Genomic DNA, 24920 nt, shown 5'->3' with positions numbered 1-24920 from the left:
AGATGGATTATTCAAATTTTCTGGGCTTTTGGACTGAAATAAAGCTTGTAGATATTATTGAGTTTATTGGTACTTTTGCTTTTGCTATTAGTGGTATACGGTTGGCTTCGGCAAAAAAAATAGATTGGTTTGGGGCGTTGGTAGTTGGGTTTGTTACTGCTATCGGGGGCGGAACCGTGCGCGATTTGCTTATCGGGGTAACCCCTTTCTGGATGCAATCTATCGTATATCTTTTTGCCACAATATTGGCGATGGGTATTGTTATTTACTTCAAAAAATATTTGGTACATCTCAATAATACATTCTTTTGGTTCGATAGCATCGGACTGGGACTTTTTGTTGTGGTAGGTGCCGAAAAAACAATGGCCATGGGCTTCGATCCTTGGGTTGTGATAGCTATGGGCACTATAACAGGTATTATGGGGGGAGTAATCCGCGACATACTTATCAACGAGATTCCTATTGTTTTCACACAAGAACTTTATGCTGTGGCTTGTATCATTGGCGCCGGATTGTTTTGCATACTCAGTTCGTATAACGTACCCCTGAATGTGAACGAAGTAGCAACGGCCGTTACGGTTTTTGTGGTACGGTTCGTGGCAAACCGCTTCGGAATCAAATTGCCTGTACTGAAGGGCGAAAAAGACGATTAGCATAATCATTGAGCCTATAATGAACACAATACAAAGAATAGAAAAATATATAGCCGATAACGAGTTTTTTGAAAAAGAAGCAAAGATTGTTGTAGGCGTTAGCGGAGGAGCCGATTCGGTGGCTTTGCTCGATATATTATGCGGTTTAGGATATAGGTGTATTGTGGCTCATTGCAATTTCCATCTCCGGGGTGAAGAATCGGATAGGGATGAGCGTTTTGTGAAAGAGTTGGTGTCGCACTACGGTCTTGAGTACGCATCTGTACATTTCGATACGGAAGAATATGCTGCTCGTAAATCCATATCTATCGAAATGGCGGCACGCGAACTACGTTACGATTGGTTTGAAGACATCAGAAAACAGTATGATGCCCATCGCATAGCTATTGCCCATCAGATGGACGATTCGGTCGAAACCGTTTTGTTGAATATGATCAGAGGTACAGGTATTCGGGGACTGACCGGGATACCTCCCCGAAACGGGTATATTGTGCGCCCCCTGCTTTGTGTGTCGCGCCACGAAGTATTGGACTATCTGGAGCAAAAAGGTCTGCGGTTTGTAGAAGACAGCACTAACCGTGAAGATATTTATACACGGAATAAAATCCGTTTGTCTATCCTTCCGCTTATGGAAGAAATAAACCCTTCGGTAAGGCAAACAATAAGCCGTATGGCTTCGAATCTGAAACAAGTGGAGTGTGTATATTTAACACATATAAAGAATTCAAAAAATAGAATATTTGCGGAGAATAAAATATCCATTCCTCTTTTGCTGAAAGAGGAAGAGCCTAAAGCCATACTGTTTGAGTTGTTGTTTCCGTTAGGCTTCAATAGTGCAACGGTTGATAATATTTGGAGTTCTTTGCAAGGTTCGTCCGGAAAAATGTTTTTTTCCGAAACCCATCGTTTGATAAAAGACCGCAACAGCCTTATTGTTGAAGAAATTATTGATAAACAGGATGATATCCGTTATTGTTTAGCAGAAACAGATTTGAGGTTGTATGCCCCTGTACAGTTGAAAATAGAAAATATTGAGAATAACGAAGACTTTTTTCTGGAAAAAAACGCATCTATACTTTACCTCGATAGGGATATGTTAAAATTTCCTCTTGTTGTCAGACGATGGAGGCAAGGCGATTGGTTTGTCCCTTTCGGGATGAAGGGCAGAAAAAAGCTGAGCGATTATTTCACAGACAAAAAATACAGCTTGGCCGATAAAGAGAATGTATGGCTGCTGTGTAATGGCAATAACGATGAGGTGCTGTGGATTGTAGGAGATAGAGCAGACAACAGGTGTCGGGTGACGGACAAAACCCGCACGGTTTTGAAAATATCGTTGCTGCAATAAACATTCTTGCGTTCACTAAATTGTAGAATAATAATTTGCTGTTGTCAATTTTTTTATATCTTTGTGTCATCGAACAAAGAGAGATACACTTCTATTCTTTCTCTTTTTCAAAAATCAAAACAAATTTTTCAGAGCATAAAGATTTCAAATCTTCTATTGAAAAACCATATTAACAAATTTCATTTATAAATATACATGCGTATATACAATATCCTTGAGCTGAATGAAAAGCTCATAACAGAACTGAGAACCTTAGCCAAGGAGCTTGGTATTAAACGTCCTGATGCCTATAAAAAAGAAGACCTTATTTATAAAATTCTTGACGAACAGGCTATTACAGAAGCCCGCAACAAGGATGCCCAAGAGGAGGTTGAGGTTAAACCAAAACCTTCGGCAAATAAAAAGGAAGGCTCGGCAAAAAAGAAACCCGTAAAAAAAGAAGCTGAAGCAAAGCCCGACAATAAAAATGTAAAACCAACCGGAACAGACAATCCGGAGGCACAACCCCAAAATCCGGTTGTAGACTCTAATAAGGATGCCAAACCGAAAGAAACTCAGGCAGCACCTACTCAGCCATCAGGTGAGCCGGTTGAAAAAGCTAAAGGAAAAGTTTTTACAAAAAAGCAAGGTACTAATGAGGTGAAGCAATTCCAACCTCCACACGAAAAAACGAATCCAGCACAAAAAGAAGGCACTACTGCTCCAGCCTCAAATAAACCCACACAATTGGTGTTTCGTTCAAAAAAAGAACACCCCGAACCCGAAAAAAATAAAATAGATCCGCTTCCTCCCCTTGTAGCGATGGAGGTCGATCCTGTGGTTGAGAGCGTTGTGGAGGCAAAACCTGCTGCTCAACATCAACAACAACCCAGACAACAAAACAACCAAAAGAACAACGGAAATAATTATAACAAGAATAATAATAACCAACCTCAGGAAAAACTTTTTGAGTTCGATGGAATCTTGTCGGCTTCTGGGGTATTGGAAATTATGTCCGAAGGATATGGTTTTCTGCGCTCGTCCGATTACAATTATATGTCGTCGCCCGACGATATATATATATCGCAATCCCAGATTCGTTTATTCGGACTGAAAACCGGTGATGTTGTGGAAGGGCCTATCAGGCCTCCCAAGGAAGGCGAAAAGTTTTTTCCGCTTGTAAAGGTTGATAAGATAAACGGACGCTCGCCCGACGAGGTTCGCGACCGTGTACCTTTCGATCATCTTAAACCTCTTTTCCCTGACGAAAAGTTCAAACTTACAAACGGGCGCAACGATAACTTGTCGTGCCGTGTGGTAGATTTGTTTTCTCCGATAGGTAAAGGCCAGCGTGGCTTGATTGTGGCACAGCCTAAAACCGGTAAAACCACCTTGTTGAAAGACGTAGCCAATGCCATCGCTAACAATCATCCGGAGGTTTATATGATTGTTTTACTGATAGACGAACGTCCCGAAGAGGTTACCGATATGGAACGTAGCGTAAATGCTGAGGTAATAGCCTCTACATTCGATGAGCCTGCCGAACGCCATGTGAAGATAGCCGAAATTGTTTTGAATAAGGCTAAACGCTTGGTTGAATGCGGACATGATGTTGTTATCCTCTTAGACTCCATAACCCGTTTGGCTCGCGCATACAATACCGTGCAGCCGGCTTCGGGTAAGGTTTTGACGGGTGGTGTGGATGCTAATGCCTTGCATAAGCCGAAACGCTTTTTCGGAGCGGCACGTAATATTGAGTTTGGCGGTTCGCTGACGATTATAGCAACAGCACTGACCGAAACAGGCTCTAAGATGGACGATGTGATTTTTGAAGAATTTAAAGGTACGGGTAATATGGAGCTTCAGTTAGATCGTAAACTGTCTAACAAGCGTGTATTCCCCGCTGTTGATATTATTGCGTCAAGTACTCGTCGCGACGATTTATTGCTCGACAAGGATACACTCAACCGTATGTGGGTGTTGCGTAACTTCTTGTCAGATATGAACTCGGTGGAAGCTATGGACTTCCTGCAAAACAAAATGAAGCGTACCTACAACAACGAAGAGTTTTTGATTTCGATGAACGACTAACAATATATAGTAACGTTACTCTCTTTTATGAACGGAAGATTTTAAATAATCTTCCGTTTTTTTTGCTCTTAGTGTTTTGTTTTCAGGAAAAATATGATATATTTGTGATATCAAAATAGTATCATTATTTAAATTTATGACTATGGAAAAGAAAGAACAAAAATTTAGTGGCTTGGCAATGTCTGGGTTGCTTGTTGCGGTTATTATGATTGCACTTTTTATTTTTGCTGTATATACTTCAGCAGAAATGTTATTGGGTCTTTATTCGCCGATTTGTACCATCGTGATTGTTTGTATCGAAATACTGATGTTTTTGGGTTTCTTTATAAATGAGCCTAATAATGCACGGGTGATGATTTTCTTCGGAAAATATAGAGGAACATTTAGTACGAACGGGTTCTTTTGGGTAAATCCTTTTTATGTGAAAAAGAAAATAACACTCCGTGCCCGTAATTTGGATATTACACCCATCAAGGTAAATGACAAAGCCGGGAATCCTATTATGATAGGAATGGTTCTGATATGGAAAGTTGCCGATACTTATAAGTCTGTATTTGAGATAGATTCATCGTCACTTACATCTGTCAATATGAGAGGTACTACATCCGCGGCTCTGATAGACAGTGGTATCAGTAAAATGATGAAGTCGCTGGAAATGTTTGTTGCCACGCAGAGCGATGCCGCTTTGAGGGAAGTAGCAGGGAAGTATGCTTATGATGACAATGAAGTGCGCAATAATCAGGAGGATACTCTCCGTTCGGGTGGCGATCGGATAAATCAGCATCTGGAAAAAGAACTGAACGAACGCCTCCGGATGGCAGGTATAGAAGTTGTTGAAGCCCGTATAAATAACCTTGCCTATGCCCCCGAAATAGCGGCTGTGATGCTGCGCCGCCAACAGGCCGCGGCAATAATTTCGGCTCGCGAAAAGATTGTGGAAGGTGCCGTTGGTATGGTTGAACTGGCTTTGAAAAAGATATCGGAGGATGGAATCGTTGAATTGGACGAAGATAAGAAAGCAGCCATGGTAAGCAATTTGTTGGTTGTTCTCTGTGCCGATGAGGCTGCACAACCTGTATTAAATACCGGATCGTTGTACCAATAACAAGCAAATGGCTAAAAAACAGAATAAGAGCTTTGTTCTACGGATAGACCCCGAAACGATGGATGCTATCGAAAAATGGGCGGCCGACGAGTTCAGAAGTGTTAACGGGCAAATACAATGGATGCTCGACCAAATGCTCAAAAAGAACAAACGCTTAGGTAAAAATAAAAAAGGAGAAGATACTCCCAACATAGAATAATTATTTAATTTTAGTCCTTATGCAATTCCGCGTTGTGTAAGGACTAAAAACAGTTTTGCGAAAATTTATGAGAAGAAAAGACAGAGAAGTAACCACCAAAGAAGAAATCGTTGAAATATTCTCAAAAGCTGATGCTTGCCGCATAGCTTTCTCCGTAGATAATGTTCCTTATATTGTTTGTCTGAACTATGGATATGAATGGGAGGGCGAAACCCCTGTCCTTTACTTTCATTGTGCCCACGAGGGTAAAAAGTTGGAGCAAATGGCGCGCAACAATTACGTGTGTTTCCAACTGGATACAGAACACGAACTGTATCACAGGGAAGATATTGTTTATTGTACAATGAACTATGCAAGCGTCGTAGGTATGGGTTATCTGAAAACGGTGGAGGATGAAGCCGAGCGGATAAAGGGACTCAATTTGCTGATGATGCACCACGGACATCGTGCTCCTGTTGAGTATCCCGAAGGGTCGATGCGCCGCACAACGGTTTTGCGCTTAGATGTCACTGAATATACCGCCAAAAGGAAAGAGCAGAAAAAAGACGGATAAAGTTTAATTTGAAACTATACCGTTCACGAAAAGGAAAAAATTACTAATTTTGCCAGCCTTAATCAATTATCATAACAAAAAATATGAAAGCATTTGTATTTCCGGGTCAAGGTGCCCAATTCGTAGGAATGGGTAAAGACCTGTACGAAACATCTCAGGTGGCTAAAGAATTGTTCGAGAAAGCGAACGATATTCTTGGCTTTCGTATCACAGATTTAATGTTTAACGGAACGGACGAAGATCTTCGTCAAACAAAAGTTACCCAACCTGCCATATTTTTGCATTCGGTAGTTTTGGCTAAGACCATGGGTGGGGAGTTTAATCCTGATATGGTGGCAGGTCATTCTCTGGGCGAATTTTCGGCTCTTGTGGCTGCAAATGCGCTTTCGTTCGAAGATGGTTTACAACTTGTATATAAACGTGCTTTGGCTATGCAAGAGGCTTGCGAAATGAACCCATCTACGATGGCTGCCGTTTTGGGATTGGCCGACGATAAGGTGGAAGAAGTTTGTGCTTCGATAACCGACGAAGTTGTTGTTCCTGCCAATTACAACTGCCCCGGGCAGATTGTTATATCGGGTTCTAATGCCGGTATAGATAAGGCATGCGAACTGCTGAAAGAAGCTGGAGCAAAGCGTGCTCTGAAGTTGAGCGTTGGCGGTGCGTTCCATTCTCCGTTGATGAACCCTGCAAAAGAGAAGCTTGAAAAAGCTATTAACGAAACAACTTTCTCTGCACCTATCTGTCCTGTTTATCAGAATGTGACTACTGTTGCCGAAACCGATCCGGCAAAAATAAAAGCAAATCTTATAGCTCAGCTAACAGCTCCTGTTAAGTGGACGCAATCGGTTGAACATATGGTTGCCGACGGAGCAACCGAGTTCGTGGAGTTAGGTCCGGGTGCTGTGCTTCAGGGTTTGGTCAAAAAAATCAATAAAGAAGTAGCTACCAGCGGGAAGCAATAATTAATTATCATAGAGATATACTTGAAGGTAGCTACCTCAAAAGTAAAAGGCACAGTCAAAGTGCTTCCATTCTCTCATTCTGAGTATAACGAAGAATCTCTATTTTATGTAAGAGATGTTTCACTGATGTTCAATATGACAAAATGAAAAATACTTTTGAAGTAGCTACTTTCTTTGTTTTGTATTTACAATACAACTTTTAACGAATAATTTGGATTTTTCCGTATTTGATGCTATGTTTACTTGCTGATAATAAAACAAAAACATGAACAAACTACACTTCATTGTCTTGGCAATCGTATTTTGCTTGGCAAACCAAATTAAAGCTACCAACACAGATATCCCTACAAAACAAGAAAAAGAGTTTTACGATTATTTGTATCGCCTGTCTATACAAGGTAATCTCGATTCGGTAAAGTACGTTTTTGAAAACCAAAACATAGACCTCAAGCGTTACGATACCGATAATAAACATTTCACACCAATAGTTTATGCGGCGGCTTATAGCGGAAATACGGATTTGGTAAAATACCTTGTAGGCAAGGGAGCGGACCTCAAGGCTCACAGTTCGAACAACGAAACCGCCTTGCACCGTGCTGCTTGGAGGGGCGATTTGGCGATGGTAAAATTGCTTGTGGAATATGGCGCCGATTTGAATATCGTTTACAATGCCAATGGGGGGCTTTCCCCTCTGTGTTGTGCTGCCGAAAGCGGAAATATTGAGGTGGTAAAATATTTGATAGAAAAAGGCGCAAATGTAAACTATACAAACAAAGATTCGGGGGCATCTCCCTTGCGGTCGGCCGCATACAAAGCCCATTACGATATATTTCTGTTGCTTGCCCAAAAACAACCTGCCGCTTACAACTGGCAAGAAGCTTTATTCTACGGACTGATAGGCGGAAACCCGGATATTGTAAAATATATTGTGGAGGAAAAAGGTGCGGATGTAAACAAGAAATCGCAGGTGTGGAAAGAATATCCTATCCATAGGGCGGTTGAGGATAAATATGTTTTCGAGAAAAATGCCCGTTCGCTTGAGGTTGTGAAATATCTGGTAAGTAAAGGCGCTCGCCTGTCGGACATCAACGAAAGCAATATGTTTGAGTGGGCAATGCGGAATTGTACCGAACCCATGATTGAATACCTGATAGAACAAGATGCAATACCTATGCCCACACTCCTTTCGGGTAGGGGATGGACACCCTTGGCTACGGCTCTCGACAACAGTAACTTTGCCTTAGCAAACCACCTTATTAAAAAAACAACAGATTATACATTCAGAGGTCAACCCCTTATCGTTTACTTTGCCGATGGAATGTACAATTCGGCTGCAATAATAGATTTTTTGATAAAAGAGGGGGTAAACAAAGAGTACTACAACGAAGCTTTGGAAAGCAGCGTGTTACACAACGATTCTTTGAGCGTAGAGCTTCTGCTTGCTGCCGGAGCCAATGTAAAATATCTGAATGCCGAAGGCAGCAATCTATTGCATCTGGCGCGTAGCTGTGCGGTTGCAAAGTTGTTGATAGAAAAAGGAGCTGATACCTGGAACAAGATAATGCTTGAGGGTGCGTGGAAAAATCCCCTGCTATTACGGGCTTTGGACGATGCCGGAGTTGTTCCCCCTATATCGCAAACCGATATGAACGGGGCTTTGGCCACAGCGGCACATCTGGGTGACAAGTGGACTGTGGAATATATGCTCCGTAGGGGAGCCGATGTAGATTCGTACAGTCAGAAAACCGCATCCGAAGAGGAAAGGGAGCTTGAACGGGAAATATACGCCGATTCGGACGAAGACGAAGATGATGAAGAAAGCAGTGAAGAAAAGGAAAGAGCCAAAGAATCTCAAACGAACAATGTGCCTGTGTATAAGCAAACACCACTTATCAGAAATGCTATACAGGGATATTCTTCTTGCAACTATGGTAATTACAGGGATGAGAACAGCAAGGTGCAAGTATCAGCGGATATTGCAAGAATATTGCTGAATGCCGGAGCCAACCCCAATATTGTTGATGCCAATGGCAAAACGGCTCTGCATTATGCCGCAGGCAACCAATGGTGCCGTGTAGGTATATGGCCTATCCCTATGGGGAACCGCCGCGACCGTGAACATGGTGCGCATGGAGATCCGGCATCGCCACCGCTTCAGTATCACGACTCTATTGCCGCATTGCTTATCGGGCATGGAGCCGATCTGAACGTTAAGGATAGGAACGGTAATACACCGCTTATATTGGCTGCAATGAGCCGCAACCACGATGTCCTGAAAATGCTGCTCAAAGCCGAAGCCGATTTTAAAGTGAAAAACAATGGCAACAAAGATTTATTCAGCTTTCTGGACGACCAGCCATCTTTTCAAATCATTAAAGATGCCGGCCTGTGGAAGTATATGCCTAAAGAAAGGCTGAATACGGCTTTCCGGAAGTTCTTCACAGATTACCGCCCTCGTAGCCGGTACGATGTTGAGGAACTGAAGCGGTTGATCGCTTATGGAGCCGACGTAAATACAAAGATGTATCAGGGCGATAGCATGAATGCGCTGGTGTACACCTTCGACCGTATGTATGGTGATAACAAATTTGAGATAGCCCAAGCGCTTATAGATGGTGGTATAGACTTGAATGCGGAAAACCATTATGGATATACCTTGCCTATGCTTTTGATAAAAAAAAGTGAAGAAAGAGAGCGGTATAGTAACGACAAAACCCCTGTAAACCTCGATTTTCTGATAAAGAATAAAATAAATATCAACTATAAAAGCCGGACTCAGTTTACGGCCTTAACAATTGCAATCTGTGAAGATAAAAAAGAAACTACTGGATATCTTCTTAAACATGGTGCAAAACGAGACAGGCAGTCTGAATGGTGGTATTTGATTAAAGAACGTTACTATGATCCTAAAACCATACCAATGCTTCGCCAGTTGGTGAAAGAAGGAGTCGGTGTCAACTTGCAAACGCCAGCCGTTGTATCGGAATATGTACCGATGCTGAAGCAAAAAGGTGTAACGGCACTTATGTTCTTTGTTGCCTATGGCAGGGAAGACGGTGTGAAAGCATTGTTGCAGATGGGCGCTAATGTAAACAAAAAAGCGGCCGATGGCACAACGGCTTTGGTAATAGCTAAGGATAGAAGAAAGCAAAGTATTATTGATTTGCTTTTGCAGGCTGGGGCAAAAGAATAAATTTGTAGTGAATAAGCATTTGCCTTATCTTTGCTTTTGTATTTATAAACAAATAAAAAACGAAAAAGAAATGGCAGAAACACCAAATTGTCCACAATGTGATATGGATAACACGTATTTTGACGGAACAGTTAACGTATGTCCCGATTGCAGTCACGAGTGGGTTAATGGCGCAGACCAGGATGCGGAAGTAGATAATATTCCTCGCGATAGTAATGGAGCAGAACTCATGGATGGCGATTCGGTAACTGTAATAAAAGACCTGAAAGTGAAAGGCTCGTCAATGGTTATTAAGCGTGGCACAAAAGTAAAAAGTATCCGCTTGACGGATGTGCCGGAAGAAGTAGACTGCAAGATAGATGGGTCGAGCATCGTGCTTAAAACCTGTTTCTTGAAAAAATAAAGATAAATCGTGTTTATCATTATATAGACAATAAGAGTCGGGAGTTTGAATATTCCGGCTCTTTTTTGTTGTATCTTTGCAGTCTGAAATCATCAATCGGATATTAATGAAGAATATAAAAGACTTTGAGATAATGGCGCCTGTGGGCTCGTACGAGTCGCTTGCGGCAGCTATTCAGGGCGGAGCAGATTCAATTTACTTCGGTATAGAAGGGCTGAATATGCGTGCCAAGTCGTCAAATAATTTTACGACAGACGATTTGAAGAATATAGCGAAAATCTGTCGTGAAAACTCAATGAAAAGCTATCTGACGGTCAATACCATTATCTATAATAATGATATAGCTTTGATGCGCCAGATTGTTGACGCAGCCAAGGAAGCCGAAGTATCGGCCATTATTGCCTCCGATGTATCGGTCATGACTTATGCCCGCGGCATAGGGGTAGAAGTACATCTGTCAACTCAACTGAACATCACAAATACCGAAGCTCTGAAATTTTACGCTCAATTTGCCGATGTGGTTGTGTTGGCTCGCGAGTTGAATCTGGATCAGGTAGCGGCAATCTATAACGATATACAGGAACAGCAAATAAAAGGCCCTGGTGGCGAACTTATCCGCATAGAAATGTTCTGTCATGGTGCTTTGTGTATGGCAGTTTCGGGCAAGTGTTATCTGAGTTTGCACGAAAAACACCTTTCGGCCAATCGTGGGGCATGCAACCAGATATGCCGCAGGGGATATATTGTCAGGGATAAGGATAGCGAAATAGAACTCGAAATTGATAATGAATATATCATGTCGCCCAAAGATTTGAAAACCATCCACTTTATGAATAAAATGATGGATGCAGGCGTACGGGTTTTTAAGATAGAAGGGCGTGCCCGCGGGGCGGAATATGTACGTACGGTGGTCGAATCGTACAAAGAAGCCGTAGAGGCATACTGCACTGGTACTTATTCGCAAGAAAAGGTAGACAGGTGGAATACCCGCTTGGCCACGGTATTCAACCGGGGATTCTGGGATGGATATTACCTCGGTCAGCGGTTGGGCGAGTGGTCTATGAACTATGGGTCGGAAGCCACAAAACGTAAGGTATATATCGGGAAAGGCATAAAGTATTTCTCGAATATAGGGGTAGGGGAGTTCCTGATGGAAACTCAATCGTTGAAAGTAGGTGATGAAATTCTGATTACAGGGCCAACCACAGGAGCCCTAACACAGATAGTTGACGAAATACGTGTAGACCTGAAATCTGTACCCGAAACCGTAAAAGGCGAGAAATTCTCAATAAAATTGAACGATAAAATCCGCCCATCGGACAAACTCTTTAAGTTGGTAGAGGTTACCGAAAAACGTTTTGTGGAATAAAGATATTAGCCTCTTTTTAGCTGACGCGGGTATCTTCGATAATTTGAAATAGTTTCGATCTGATAACTGGTATCTTGGTGTATAGTTTCCTGCCAAAGAAACATCAACTATTTTGGCATCGTTATCGGTCCGAACGCTATTTCGATGGCAACAACGCATTGAGGCCAAAACTAAACGCAGCAAACCTTCAACCAAAATAGATATGGCAGCTTTACTTAAAGATGTAGAAGAAAAGCCGATGAATTATCCAGACTTATATTTCAGTTTAAGCTCATCCGATACGAATTGATAGACAAGCGCTCTATTGTCTATTTGGATGGGAGTGGCTTCTGTGTAGACGCACCCAGAGATAGAGGGTATATATTTAGCGTTTGTTTATTCTATTGCAATATAGATGCCGATGTCTTTTATCAATGTATCACCAGAGAGCTACTTCCCAATGTTCCTCATAATTCTGTTATTGTACTTGATAATGCTACTTTTCATAAAAGAAACGACGCTTTATTGGCCGTACAACAACATGGCCATACCTTAGAATTCCTACCGACTTATAGCCCCGACTTAAATCCAATAGAAAGAAAATGGACACAAGCTAAAAGTATCAGACGTAAGTTTGGCTACTCTGTTCAGGAACTTTTTATGTGTTCTCATCTATGACTATTTATTCTGATTTAACTATAGTGGATTACAAATCCGTTGTGTAGAGACAACCAAGCGTGGATTGTAGAACACATGAAAAATTGAAAAAATGCAGAAAGCATAAGTGAACCCAGCAGCGAGATGCAATTCACGGTTTTGTGTAATGTCAAGGCCTACAAATTACCCAGCATTTGTAGGCCTTTTTTTTGGCATCGCTCCATAATTTCGCAACAGTTTATACCCCTTTTCCAATGCAAGAAACAGCCTGTATTGGAGCGAATATCTGAAGGGATGTTTACGATACAAGCAATTCTTTTTTTTAAAATTGTTGTTTCTTTATTGATATTTAATTATATCTTTGCATCCGAATACATCGAATTGAAACAATGAAAGGCCAATACATATCGATTTATAATCGTATTTTTGCTATCCAAAATTTGGATAGTGTTGTTATTTTATTAGAGAGAGAGAGAGAGAGAGAGAGAGAGAGAGAGCCTCACATAATACACAACTAACACAACTACATTCTTTACCATCTTTTATTATACAAAAAATAAAGACGCACATCTTTTTTTCTTTGTGTAGTAAACAGCGTGCGTGTACGCGTCATATACCAAATAATTTTATCAATAAAAATATCCGGATAAATTTTTTCAGAAAAGTTTATCCGCCCTTTCTATGCCATTACTTCAACCAAAAGAAAAAGAAGAAGTGGTCATTCAAGACTAAGTACGGGGCATTCTGTGCCTCATTATTATTTTGCCTTTTAATTTATTCGATTGTCCTGCCGTTTGCGAAAATAGCAGGTAGTCTCTCTATTAATTAAGCCCGGCATAGAGCCCCGTACTTCTTTTTTCTGAAAAACGAACAAATATTAAAAAATGCAACTAAATATAACAGACATGTAACATTTAATTTTATGAAAACAAACAGATGCACAAAACTATGTAAACGAAGGCTACTGCCTTTTTTACTCCTTACAGTTCTACTTTTGAGTCTGTCGCTTAGGGCACAGGTGACTGTAGGCTCAAGTATTCCTCCTACACGGACAGCACTACTTGATCTGAAAGCCCGGCAGACCACAGCAACCATTCCTTCGGCCAACGCCGACGAAAACATTACTTCCGCTCTGGGCGACGGCGGACTGCTACTGCCAAGAGTAAACCTGATAGACTTGAACACTATGGAACCTTTTATTGTAAAGACTAATGCAGATTGGCTAGATTCGTCTAATTTGTTGAAATATCGCCTGACTGGCTTAATGGTCTACAATGTGAAAGATGATGAAACAAATGGTTTTACGCCGGGAGTTTATATCTGGGATGGAGAAAAATGGGGCGTTAAGCCCATCAATGAGGTAAGTCCATCGATAGTTAAACAACCTGAACCATTTACCTTCTACGAAAAAGGCACCGAGACAGCCATACCGCTAACCTTTGCTATAGATGGGTTAGGAGAGTGGAAATATCAGTGGTACCAGGCAACAAGTAATAATGCGCATGTAAACATTGGTACGGCTATTGCCGGAGCCACAAAGAATAGCTTCACACCCACAGTTCTGAATGGAACCACTCTCAATGCCAACTTCACAGGTTTCTATAGATTCTACTGTGTGGCAACAAGGACATCGGATGGAAAAGAACTGATCTCCAACATTGCCGAAGTTGCCGTAGGCTGCGGAGCTAAAAACAACAATGGAGAATGGATAACCTTTATGTGCTTCAACTTGGGAGCCGAAAACGACATAAGTATAAAAGATCAGATGAACACCAGTAAAGACGATCAAGCAATATATGGAAGTTTGTTCCAGTGGGGGCGCATCGCAGATGACCATGAACTGCGTAGTTCGGATGGGTACGATTTTGCGAATATGACTGATGCCAAAATCGGTTCTGGCTTCCGCTGTAGGACAGGTGAAGAAGGACGACCTTGGTATCAAGTAGCCAAAGGAGTTGACGCAGAAGGTATGTTTATCTACGGAGGTGAAAACTGGACGCCTGTAGCTGCAAATATCGACAACCTATGGAAAAGTGGATCGTTTGTGCAAAACGACCCTTGCACTCATTATAATACAGATGGTTCTTATCAGAAATTCTGGTTTGACGGTCCACATGCAGATTCCGATGATCCCATAGGAGAAACAGAAGCGGATGGCTGCAAAAATGCAACTACCAGATGGCGTCTACCCTCCCAAGCAGAATGGGGTAGTATTTACCGGGGAGGTACTATCTCCGGAACTCCTGATGCTGCTACAGCAAATAGTTGGTTTTGGTCAGAAAATATAGGTATGGAAGTGAAACCTGATGGAGCTACCACCACACTCTTTCTGCCAGCAAATGGCTATAGGAGTAAAGCTGACGGCAAGATTTTTGAAAACAAAGGTACAGATGCTTACTATTGGAGTTATAATATTATAAGTAGTAATGCTTATAATATGCATATCAACAATAATATTGTTGAACCGGCAAATGGTAATTTTAACCGATCGAACGGACTTGGCATCCGTTGTATCAAGCGATGAAAGTATAAATTCCTGAAAACAAAAAATATATGAAACTATACAAACCTCTTATTCTGGCTGCACTGTTAATTGCAACAAGCAACCTGCGCGGACAGGTAACCATTGGAGCCGATATTCCTACTACCCCGGCAGCGCTGCTCGACCTGAAAGTACGGCAAACAAGTGAAACGCTCCCGTCGCCTACCGACGATGAGAATATTACAGGTATCACTACCGACAACAAAAAAGGTGGAGGGCTGTTGCTGCCGCGTGTAAAGTTGATAAGTATTACCACCCTCGAACCTTTTATATCAGCTGATGATGCTGACTTTAAGGCTAATACCGATAAGTTGAAAGAAAAGCTGGCAGGACTGATGGTGTACAATATGACCAATAATGGTGCAAATGCCTCGTTATATCCGGGAGTCTATGTTTGGGATGGCGCAAAGTGGGTGACTACATATGCCAATGAAGCTGTAGCTACCATTATTGAGCAACCTACGCCTTTTACATTCTGCGAAGCAGGAGATGAAGCAACAGAAGGATCAAAACTGAAATTCAAATTTGAAATAGAAGGACTGGGAAACTGGACTTATCAGTGGTACCAGATAGTAGGCCGCAATAAGTATGTCCGTGTTGGCACTCCTATCGGCAGTAGCGGTACGGTAAGCGGCACAGGTGACAAATCAAACGAATTTACCATTACCTCCGGCGTACTGAAAGGCGATACGGACAATTCCAACTTTACCGGCTTCTATAAGTTCTATTGTGTGGCTACAAGTTCACTGGGTACAGTGCTTACCTCCGACATAGCCGAAGTGGCTGTAGGCTGTGGTGCTAAAAATAACGATGGAGAATGGATATCCTTTATGTGCTTTAACCTCGGGGCTCAGAAAAAGGGAATAGTGGACCAGATAGGATATGGAATTGGATCATTTTCCAATGACGCAACAGGCGAACACTCTCACAAATCGGGCGAAGAAAATGTATGGGGCTCTCTTTTCCAGTGGGGCCGTATAGCAGATGGTCATGAATTACGCAACTCAGCCACACAGCTTGCCAGCTCAGTAATAGCCTCTGATATTGGCGATGGAAGTAGCATCTGTGTGGGATGGGATATACCTCGCCCCTGGCAGCAAATAAAAACACCTGCTAAACAAAATATGTTTATAACAAATAATGTTGCCCCTTACAATTGGACACCTATAATACAAAATGATGCCGACCAGCTCTGGCGTGCCGGTAATTTTGTATCGAACGACCCTTGCGCTCACTATCTGACACCTGATGCTTATCTGGGATTTTGGGACGATTGTGGCGATTCTGGCACAGCATGGCACACTCCTGCACAAGACGAATGGGCAAGTATCTACAGAGGTGGAACTTCGGCAGGAGCAAGAGAGGAAGCCAGTGCCAACACTTGGGTGTGGACTGATGGTACAAATGGTAGTAGTGGGTACGAGATTAAGCCGGATGGGAAGACGACGACTTTGTTTTTACCTGCTAATGGTTACCGGGCGGCCGATGGCAAACTCTACCATCAGGGGACCAATGGTAGTTACTGGAGTACAACTGTCATAAATATGAATGCATATCAATTATATTTTGATAAAGCACATGTTAATCCTGCTAAAGGGCAAGCCCGTGCGTATGGCGCAGCTTTGCGTTGCACAAAGAACTAGCAGACATAGATTAATGGAATTAAAAACTTAAAATAAAAGATAATGAAATTATATAAACCCCTAATACTTCCCTTTCTGCTGCTAACGATAGCAGGCGCTTTGCACGGACAGGTAACTATCGGATCCGACTTAGTACCCATGCGAGCAGCACTACTCGACCTGAAAGCACAGGAGCCGGATGTTAATGATAACTATGCAACTGTAGCTGCCGGCCATGGCGGATTGCTGCTGCCTCGTGTCAGGCTCGAAGATATCACGATTCTGGAACCATTTTATGAGGCGAATAATACTGATTTTATAAACAATACTAATTCGTTGAAACAACGCCTTGTTGGACTTACTGTATATAATCTGACCGATAATAGTAGCAATGAATCAATTACCGATCCGAACAAAAAGTGTCTGTCGCCCGGTGTTTACACCTGGAATGGTATAACATGGGCTACCTCGAAAGTAGACCTGTCGGCAAGTGCAAACATTATTACGCAGCCTAAAGCCTTTACTTTCTACGAGAATATAGTAAATGTTGGAGATATTGATCCCCTGGAATTTTCCCTGAAAGATCCTGACTCATGGACTTATCAATGGTACCAGATAGTTAGCAACAATCTGCATGTGAAGATTGGCACAGCTATTGACGAATCTGGCGTAAATACAGTGGGGGGCTCAGAATCCCAAACTCATACGTTTACACCCACTGGTATAAAAAAAGATCATGGATTAGGTACTACCCGCAATGCTAAAAATACAGGAATCTATAAATTCTACTGTGAGGCCACTAAAACAGTGGAAGGTAAAACAGTTACAATCACCTCTGACATTGCCGAGGTAGCTGTAGGATGTGGAGCAAAGACTGTTAACGGAGAGTGGTTATCCTTTATGTGCTTTAATTTGGGAGCGAAAAACAACAGCACCATTGAAGGTCAAAAGAATTATAGTGATGCTGATTATGACCTTATTTACCCCTTTACAAATACTGGAGGTTCGCATACTTATAAGACTGGTGAAGAAAAACTATATGGCTCCTACTTTCAGTGGGGACGTATAGCCGATGGGCACGAAAAACCCAATTCTGCTACACATGGTTACTCTTCAGGTGTAGTAATTGCAGATGGTATTCTTTGTTCTGCATCTGAATCGGATGCGCCTCGTCCCTGGCAGCAAGTGAAAAAAGAAACAGACGCTTATGGGAAATTTATAACCGGGGGACCAAATACAAACTGGCTGTCTATACAACAAGCAAATGCCGATCAGCTTTGGCGTACCGGGCGCTTTGTCTCAAACGACCCTTGTGCGCATTATAAGGAAGATGGTAACTTCCTGGATATCTGGGGTGCGGAGGCTTGCAGTGATGCAGGTACAGGATGGCGTACTCCTACACGGGATGAGTGGTGTAGCATCTACAGGGGAAGTAGTCCATCAGGAGGGCCTTCTCAAGCCACAGCAAATAAATGGATTTGGTATGGAGGAACAATTTCAAATGATAAGGTTGAAGGAAGTGGAGGCTACGAAATTAAGCCTGATTGGGAAACGCCTACACTCGTTTTGCCTGCCTCCGGTGGCCGTAATCATGGGGGTGGTCTTCATCGTCAAGATCAAAATGGCTATTATTGGAGTTCCACCGTCTATAGTACCGGGAGGGCATATTATCTTGCCTTCTTTAACGGGTCGATAAATGCTGCTGCTGATTTTGAACGTTCGCGAGGATTGGCATTGCGTTGTATAAAGGATGACAGTGCCAATTAGTTTAATAATTGGATATTAAAATTATCTATATATGGGCAGTTACGAATGGGTAACTGCCCCCTTGTAATTATCAGGCTGTCTTTGGGATAAAGAAAAAGTAACTTTCAAAAAGAAAACATCAAAGAAAACGTCACATTTGTTTAGTTTGTTACCTTTTTCGCCCTTCGCATTCGAAGATTGGATGATTTCTCAAGTGAAGCCTACCAACATTATACTTAGAATAATTTGATTAAACATATGATAATAAGTAAAATAAAGCACATATTTTTTTGTTTTCCTCTCCGGGTAGGATTGTTCCTTCTCCTCTGTGGGAGAACAGGAGTCGATGTTTCCGCCCAAACCATCGAGATGCACCTGCCTTCGTGCAACTACCTGCAATATGTCTTCACCCTGAAACAGGGCACCGCCCGCGATACGGTGGCTGTGGGCAGGCTCGATTCGGTAGGCAAGGCATCGTTTACACTGCCTGCCGGTTATGCTTCGTACCGTGGTGTGGGTAACCTATCGGTGCCAACCACCCATACCTCTATCAATATGATAATCAACGGAGAAAAGGAGATTTGTGTCAAGGAAGGTGATTCGCCCGACAGCGGTATTTTCTCCGGTTCTCCCGAGAATACCTATTTGTTGGAGTCGTTTGCCCGTCAAGGGCGCATACTCGGGAATTACAATGAGGTAATGAATTCTGGAACAACAATATCCCCTTTTGCCAGTCCTCTTCAACAGTTGGAAAGTATAAATGATGAATATAAAAAATTCAGGAAAGATATATCAGCGAGTCCTCTGTATGCCGCCCGTATGGTGGAGATCCTTGGTTGCCTGACAAGCCTGGGTAGTTCTTTGGATATCCATCCCGATAGTATTATTGTGGAACAGCATCGTTTTATTTCACGGAAACTGGATTTTCACGATCTATATACCAGTGGTTTCTGGGAACCAACGATACAGTTCTGGTACGAATCGGCGATGGGTAACGACAGCCTCCTGTTGAACGATAGCAAACATATGCTCGACAAGATAAGCGATATTCCTCTGCGTCGCGAACTTACACAGTCGTTTATCCGTATGTTCAGCAAGTATGGCAAAGATTACTTGTTGGCCGAATTGGGCACCGAATATCTGACCCTGCCGCTGAATGGGCACCCTGCTCCGGAAATTGTTGTGGGCGACAGTTCGTTTGTACCACACCTCAGTCTAATAATGTTTTACGAGACAGGTTGCGGTAACTGCCATTATGAGTTGGAACAGTTGAAGAGCAAATATAAACTATTGACCGATAACAATATCCGGGTGATCTCTATTGCTGCCGATACGGGCGAGGAGGTTCACGCTGAGACATCCGCAAAACTACCTTGGGCCGATAAGTTGTGCGATTTCAAGGGTTTTGAAGGCGATAACTTCCGCAACTATGGTATTGTTGGTACACCTACATTCATTCTAACGGATAAGGATGGTATTGTCAGAGGGCGATACGCACAGTTGAAAGAGTTGTTGAAAGATTGAGGGAAAGCATTTAAACCTTAGCATGCGATGAATAAAAAATAGTCCCCACTTTTCTCATCCTGACCATGTTGGTAGCCCTATTCTGTACAAGCCGGTCATTGTCGGCTCAGGTAACTATAGGGCTGAACCTGAACCCTCATGATGGGACATTGCTCCAGCTCGAAGACGGAACAAAATATTCGAACTACCCATTAGTTAATTCAGCCAAAGGATTCGGCTTGCCGCAGGTAGATCTGCAATCGCTGGCCGGAGACCTGGCTGAATCCTTAAACCCTCTGGCTACTGCCAACAGCTTCGACAAAGACGAACACAAAGGACTGGAGGTATACGGAGGCAAAGACACTACCTGCGGGTGGGAAACTTTCAAGTTTAGACGAAAGTTTCTGCGGGTGTACACCCGCATTAGGCCAAACCGCGTGTTGGGTGCAGTATTATATTCTTGCAATTTTTTGTCTGAACAAGTTTATTACTCTATTGTTATTCATAAATTTCTCCTACAAGAAGCTTTAATTATTTTTTTCAAATCGTTTTTTAAATTCTCTTTTAGACATCATATACGAAAGATAGAACTTTACTGTATTACAATATTGTTCATCTGTTATTTTGGCTTTCATGTAACTTGGATTATCTGCGTATTTTGGTATATCCAACATGAAAATAGGTATCGGATTTTCTTTTGTTCCATAATCAGGGCTATCTAAGTCGTATTTGTTCACATTGGCTTTTATTATTGTTCCTGAGGTTGGTTTGTAAAGAATATCGAATAACATAAAATACTTTTTATAGTTTTTGTCATAAAATGACATTGTCTTGACTTTTCTTCCTGATATTTTCCCTCTTAAAAACGCCGTTTGTATTCCTGTATATACTGTCTTTATTTTAAATTCAAAATCTATATCAGAATCTTCTACATTAATTACAACCGAATTATTAATATATTCATCTACATATTTTTCTCCATCATTTTTCGGAAAAATCAGAATATTCAACCCCCATATAAGAAGAGGAACTCCTATTAATACAACTAATATTCCTTTTAAATTTTTCATTTATTTTCTGTTAAATTTTCGCACTTCGCTTATTGCACCCAACGTCCGGCGGCTTGCTGTAGTGCGGGGTTTCACAAATGTTTGCGCGGGTGTGAACGCTTGAAAATCCGACAGGATTTTCTGCGGGAATACACCCCGCATTAGGCCAAACCGCGTGTTGGGTGCTGGTATTATAGCCTCAAATATATTCCGTTTTTTGTAAGATTTTCTTCCCAATAAATAAACTCCCTATCCCAATACCAACCGCCAAGATCAATTTTATCACGAGTCCATTCTGTTTCGCATTTTTTACGGAATTTCTGCGTTTCTTCATCGTTATATAATAACAGATAGCATTGGTAAATATCTTCAAAGTCACTACTTATCATTGAAAATTCTTTGTGGCGCGAATAGTCGAATTGTACGAAATCTTCCTTTACTTTTATGGCTTCAGCATATTTTCCCTGTGCCATCAATGCGCTGAACAACCTTAAATGAACATTGAGATACCAACAATCAAGTATTTTATTTTTTCTCCTTGTCGAGGCTTCCATTTTATCTACATCCCTGTGTGCAATCATGTATTGGCATTGTTCTTCTATTTCAGCCCAACCGGTATGTGTTTTGATAATTTCAAAGTGGGGTGCATTTAGTGAAGTGGAATAAGCAATAGCGATAAAACAATCGCTCATAATAGTTGTATTATATATTTCTTCAAGGCGACTTTTATTCGCCGTTATTTGAGTTTGCGGTATATAGCAAAGCAACTTGATATACTTTAAACGTACATCATGTAAATCTGGTTTCTCTGTCAACAGTTTTTTGTATAAGGTTTTAGCCTTGTCAAATTCGCCAAGAACTCTATATTTTTCGGCTTCTTCGATAATTTGTTGCTCAACCTCTCCGATTTTGGGTTTTGCAGGAAGGGTGCGTTTTTTTGGTCTCGTTTTGGGTTGGCTTATTTTTATCAGGAATTTTTCTAATTCTTTCTGACGCGCTTTTCCTGCTACTGTGCCACATTGTTCCGCCCAATCCGTTACACCTGCCTTGCGGTCAATAACGCTCTTCACTTCGGTTAATATTTCGTCAGTCAGTTCTCCGATTTCCCAAAATGCAAGCGCATATGTCGTAACAAAGATTTCGTAATCAATAGGAAAAGACATCCACACCTTTCTGTCTGTTTCATAGATATGTTTCAATTCTTCTACAGTTACGCCATTGTTATACTTTTCAAAGAAAGTACTGTAAATGTCAAATGCCATGTCGCCATCTATAATTTTTACTCCGTCTGTTGCCATTTCGTTTTTATAAATTTACATTGTTTCTATTTTCACATAAGCTGTCGCCGGCTTGCGCACAACGGTCGGTGGCTTGGCGTTCGGGCGGGACGAAGTCCAACCGAAACGTCAAGTCCCATCTAAACCCCGCCTGACGCCAAACCACTTGTTGGCTGTTCGGCGGATTTATATCGCTTATTATTAGTTCTCAATTTATTATTTCTTCAAAATATTTACATAAAGAGTTTTTTATGTGCTCTTCTTTAACTTCAACAATTTTTAATTCATTGATAAATAATTCAAGAAAATCATAAGCAAATTGATTTTGAGAATCATTCAATCCGTTATATAATACCCATTGCATACAATTCATTACAGCATTTTCCTTTTTATTTTTCTGTATTTTTCCCAATGGTTTTGTCTCGGTCATTCTGTTAATATAAATTGTCCTTATTTTGGATAATTCTTTTTCCTGACCGCCTTCTTTCCATATTTTCAATGCGTCTTTGATAAATACTGCTATATATTTCTTAGAAATCAAAAAATACTTTTCAGGAATGTGGTAAGTTAGACATTCCATCATAAAATAGATTATTCTTTGCAAAAAATCAAAGGTTTCATTTTTTGCATAATGGTCACATATTTTTTCAATATTATCCCTTAATTCTACTGAATATTCATTCATAATATCTTTTCATTCGTAAATATTCTTATCAAAAACGCACTTCGCCAGCTGACGCACAACTCACTTATCTATGTAACTCCGTTACGCCTATCATACTATCGTAAGGAAATAGTGTATACTTTTGATGACACACTATTTACCTGCCCCCAAAAATACTATTTATCTGTCAAACAGGCACTATATCCCATTTCTTTATGCGTTTATTCCCAAAATGCAAAAAGAACCGTTGTTATAATCAGTTGATTAAGTTCTTATTACCCTATTTTGCACCCTCTCTCCTAAATATCTGCTGTTTCTGTCAGATTGACACTAAATAATTTATTGGCAAAGAATTTGAAATATACACTGTGTCAATATAAAGTCTAATCAAATAAATAAAAACAATAAATATATATGAATTTCAATAATTTTACGATCAAATCGCAAGAAGCTGTACAAAAGGCTATTGAAGTTGTAAAAGAAAACAATCAGCAGTCTGTTGAACCTTCCCACTTACTGATGGGAGTAATTTTGACAGGCGAAAATATTGTAAATTTTCTCTTCCAAAAACTGGGAGTTAATCCTGCGCATGTTACTTCATTATTAGGTAAGGATATAGAGTCTTATCCAAAAGTTTCGGGTGGAGAACCATATTTAAGTAGGGAGAGTAATAACGCTTTGGAAAAAGCCATTAATCTGTCGAAAGATATGGGCGACCAATATGTTTCTATAGAACACCTGCTGTTAGGTATCCTTTCGGCCAAAAGCGCAGCTGCTCAGATAATGAAAGATGCCGGAGTATCGCAAAAAGAACTTGAAGCGGCTATTGCCGAATTACGGAAAGGTAGCAAAGTGAACAGCCAGTCGGCGGAAGACACTTACCAGTCGCTCGAAAAATATGCAATCAACCTTACCCAAAGAGCCAGAGATGGTAAGCTCGACCCTGTTATAGGGCGTGACGAAGAAATAAGGCGTGTGCTCCAGATACTAAGCCGCCGTACTAAAAATAACCCTATACTTATCGGCGAACCGGGAACAGGAAAAACTGCTATTGCCGAGGGGTTGGCATACCGTATAGTCAGGGGTGATGTGCCCGAAAATCTGAAAAGTAAGCAAATTTATTCGCTCGATATGGGGGCTCTCATTGCCGGAGCTAAATATAAAGGCGAATTTGAAGAGCGTCTGAAGTCGGTTGTGAACGAAGTTATAAAATCGGAGGGAGATATAATTCTTTTCATTGACGAAATTCATACCCTTGTAGGAGCCGGAAAAAGCGAAGGCGCTATGGATGCCGCAAATATCCTAAAACCCGCCCTTGCCCGTGGAGAGCTGAGAGCCATCGGAGCAACAACCCTCAACGAATATCAAAAATATTTTGAGAAAGACAAAGCCTTGGAACGTCGTTTTCAGATTGTTATGGTAGATGAACCCTGCGAGATGGATGCTATTTCCATCCTTCGAGGATTAAAAGAAAAATACGAAAATCACCACAAGGTACATATCAAAGACGAAGCTATTGTTGCCGCTGTTCAGCTTTCGAGCCGGTATATAACTGACCGTTTTTTGCCCGATAAAGCTATCGACCTGATGGACGAAGCCGCGGCTAAACTGCGCATGGAGGTGGATTCCGTTCCTGAGGAGCTGGACGAAAAAAGCCGGCGTATAAAACAACTCGAAATAGAACGCGAGGCCATCAAGCGGGATAACGATAAAGAAAAGGAGGCCTCATTGAATAAACAAATCAGTGAACTGAAAGAAGAAGAAAAAGACTTGAAAGCCAAATGGCAATCGGAAAAAGATGTCATTAACCAAATACAGCAATATAAAATAGAAATAGAAGACGCCAAATTTCAAGCCGACAAGGCTGAGCGCGAAGGCGATTACGGTAAAGTGGCAGAGTTACGTTATGGAAAAATAAAGGAATTGGAAAATAATGCGAATCAGTAGTTGAAACAATTCGCTGATTTGTTTAGTTAAATTATTTATTATCAATGAAATAAGCGCGTTGAACATTTGCTCAATC

18 protein-coding genes and 1 pseudogene are annotated in these 24920 nt (G+C 41.4%); 16 read left to right on the top strand and 3 right to left on the bottom strand.

What is annotated here, in order from left to right:
- Positions 1-2: 2 nt before the first annotated feature.
- The 15 genes from M2132_RS09530 to M2132_RS09465 all read left to right on the top strand — a co-directional run bounded on the left by M2132_RS09530 (position 3) and on the right by M2132_RS09465 (position 19928).
- Positions 3-653, top strand: a complete 651-nt coding sequence (locus M2132_RS09530; protein WP_280673134.1) for a trimeric intracellular cation channel family protein — start codon at positions 3-5, stop codon at positions 651-653.
- 19 nt (positions 654-672) lie between these two features.
- Positions 673-2001, top strand: a complete 1329-nt coding sequence (gene tilS / locus M2132_RS09525) for a tRNA lysidine(34) synthetase TilS (RefSeq protein WP_280673133.1) — start codon at positions 673-675, stop codon at positions 1999-2001.
- A 195-nt stretch (positions 2002-2196) separates the two neighbouring features.
- Positions 2197-4071, top strand: coding sequence for a transcription termination factor Rho (rho, locus tag M2132_RS09520; protein WP_280673132.1), 1875 nt, complete (start codon positions 2197-2199; stop codon positions 4069-4071).
- Positions 4072-4213: 142 nt separating this feature from the next.
- Positions 4214-5176, top strand: a complete 963-nt coding sequence (locus M2132_RS09515; RefSeq protein WP_280673131.1) for an SPFH domain-containing protein — start codon at positions 4214-4216, stop codon at positions 5174-5176.
- Positions 5177-5183: 7 nt separating this feature from the next.
- Positions 5184-5375 carry an Arc family DNA-binding protein gene (locus M2132_RS09510; RefSeq protein WP_280673130.1) on the top strand — a complete coding sequence of 64 codons (192 nt, stop codon included), beginning with the start codon at positions 5184-5186 and terminating at the stop codon, positions 5373-5375.
- Positions 5376-5442: 67 nt separating this feature from the next.
- Positions 5443-5928 carry a pyridoxamine 5'-phosphate oxidase family protein gene (locus tag M2132_RS09505; protein WP_280673129.1) on the top strand — a complete coding sequence of 162 codons (486 nt, stop codon included), beginning with the start codon at positions 5443-5445 and terminating at the stop codon, positions 5926-5928.
- Between the two features lie 83 nt (positions 5929-6011).
- Complete coding sequence (gene fabD / locus M2132_RS09500; RefSeq protein ID WP_280673128.1) at positions 6012-6893, top strand: ACP S-malonyltransferase; 882 nt, start codon at positions 6012-6014, stop codon at positions 6891-6893.
- A 265-nt stretch (positions 6894-7158) separates the two neighbouring features.
- On the top strand, positions 7159-10086 hold the full coding sequence (locus M2132_RS09495) for an ankyrin repeat domain-containing protein (RefSeq protein ID WP_280673127.1): 2928 nt from the start codon (positions 7159-7161) through the stop codon (positions 10084-10086).
- A 70-nt stretch (positions 10087-10156) separates the two neighbouring features.
- Complete coding sequence (locus M2132_RS09490; RefSeq protein WP_280673126.1) at positions 10157-10489, top strand: zinc ribbon domain-containing protein YjdM; 333 nt, start codon at positions 10157-10159, stop codon at positions 10487-10489.
- A 106-nt stretch (positions 10490-10595) separates the two neighbouring features.
- Positions 10596-11858 (top strand): peptidase U32 family protein, encoded by a 1263-nt coding sequence (locus M2132_RS09485; RefSeq protein ID WP_280673125.1) that lies wholly within the window; start codon positions 10596-10598, stop codon positions 11856-11858.
- A gap of 285 nt (positions 11859-12143) precedes the next feature.
- On the top strand, positions 12144-12515 hold the full coding sequence (locus tag M2132_RS12130) for a transposase (protein ID WP_407932420.1): 372 nt from the start codon (positions 12144-12146) through the stop codon (positions 12513-12515).
- Between the two features lie 901 nt (positions 12516-13416).
- On the top strand, positions 13417-15018 hold the full coding sequence (locus M2132_RS09480; RefSeq protein ID WP_280673124.1) for a hypothetical protein: 1602 nt from the start codon (positions 13417-13419) through the stop codon (positions 15016-15018).
- 29 nt (positions 15019-15047) lie between these two features.
- Positions 15048-16679 (top strand): hypothetical protein, encoded by a 1632-nt coding sequence (locus tag M2132_RS09475; RefSeq protein WP_280673123.1) that lies wholly within the window; start codon positions 15048-15050, stop codon positions 16677-16679.
- A 42-nt stretch (positions 16680-16721) separates the two neighbouring features.
- Positions 16722-18425 carry a hypothetical protein gene (locus tag M2132_RS09470; protein WP_280673122.1) on the top strand — a complete coding sequence of 568 codons (1704 nt, stop codon included), beginning with the start codon at positions 16722-16724 and terminating at the stop codon, positions 18423-18425.
- A gap of 237 nt (positions 18426-18662) precedes the next feature.
- Entirely contained in the window at positions 18663-19928 is a 1266-nt protein-coding gene (locus tag M2132_RS09465) for a peroxiredoxin (protein ID WP_280673121.1), read from the top strand.
- A gap of 506 nt (positions 19929-20434) precedes the next feature.
- Here M2132_RS09465 and M2132_RS09460 read toward each other — a convergent pair.
- From M2132_RS09460 to M2132_RS09450, 3 genes are all read right to left on the bottom strand, one after another.
- On the bottom strand, positions 20435-20977 hold the full coding sequence (locus M2132_RS09460) for a hypothetical protein (RefSeq protein WP_280673120.1): 543 nt from the start codon (positions 20975-20977) through the stop codon (positions 20435-20437).
- 170 nt (positions 20978-21147) lie between these two features.
- Complete coding sequence (locus M2132_RS09455) at positions 21148-22254, bottom strand: hypothetical protein (protein WP_280673119.1); 1107 nt, start codon at positions 22252-22254, stop codon at positions 21148-21150.
- A 187-nt stretch (positions 22255-22441) separates the two neighbouring features.
- The gene (locus tag M2132_RS09450; RefSeq protein ID WP_280673118.1) at positions 22442-22918 is read right to left on the bottom strand and encodes a hypothetical protein; all 477 of its coding nucleotides are present in this window, start codon (positions 22916-22918) and stop codon (positions 22442-22444) included.
- A gap of 393 nt (positions 22919-23311) precedes the next feature.
- Here M2132_RS09450 and M2132_RS09445 point away from each other — a divergent pair.
- Positions 23312-24841, top strand: a pseudogene (locus tag M2132_RS09445) (Clp protease N-terminal domain-containing protein); the annotation flags it as partial.
- Between the last annotated feature and the right edge of the window lie 79 nt (positions 24842-24920).

The organism is Dysgonomonas sp. PH5-45 (assembly GCF_029893235.1).
Lineage (GTDB): Bacteria > Bacteroidota > Bacteroidia > Bacteroidales > Dysgonomonadaceae > UBA1309.
The sequence above is the reverse complement of the archived record's forward strand: the minus strand, read 5'-3'. Positions and strand labels throughout refer to the sequence as shown.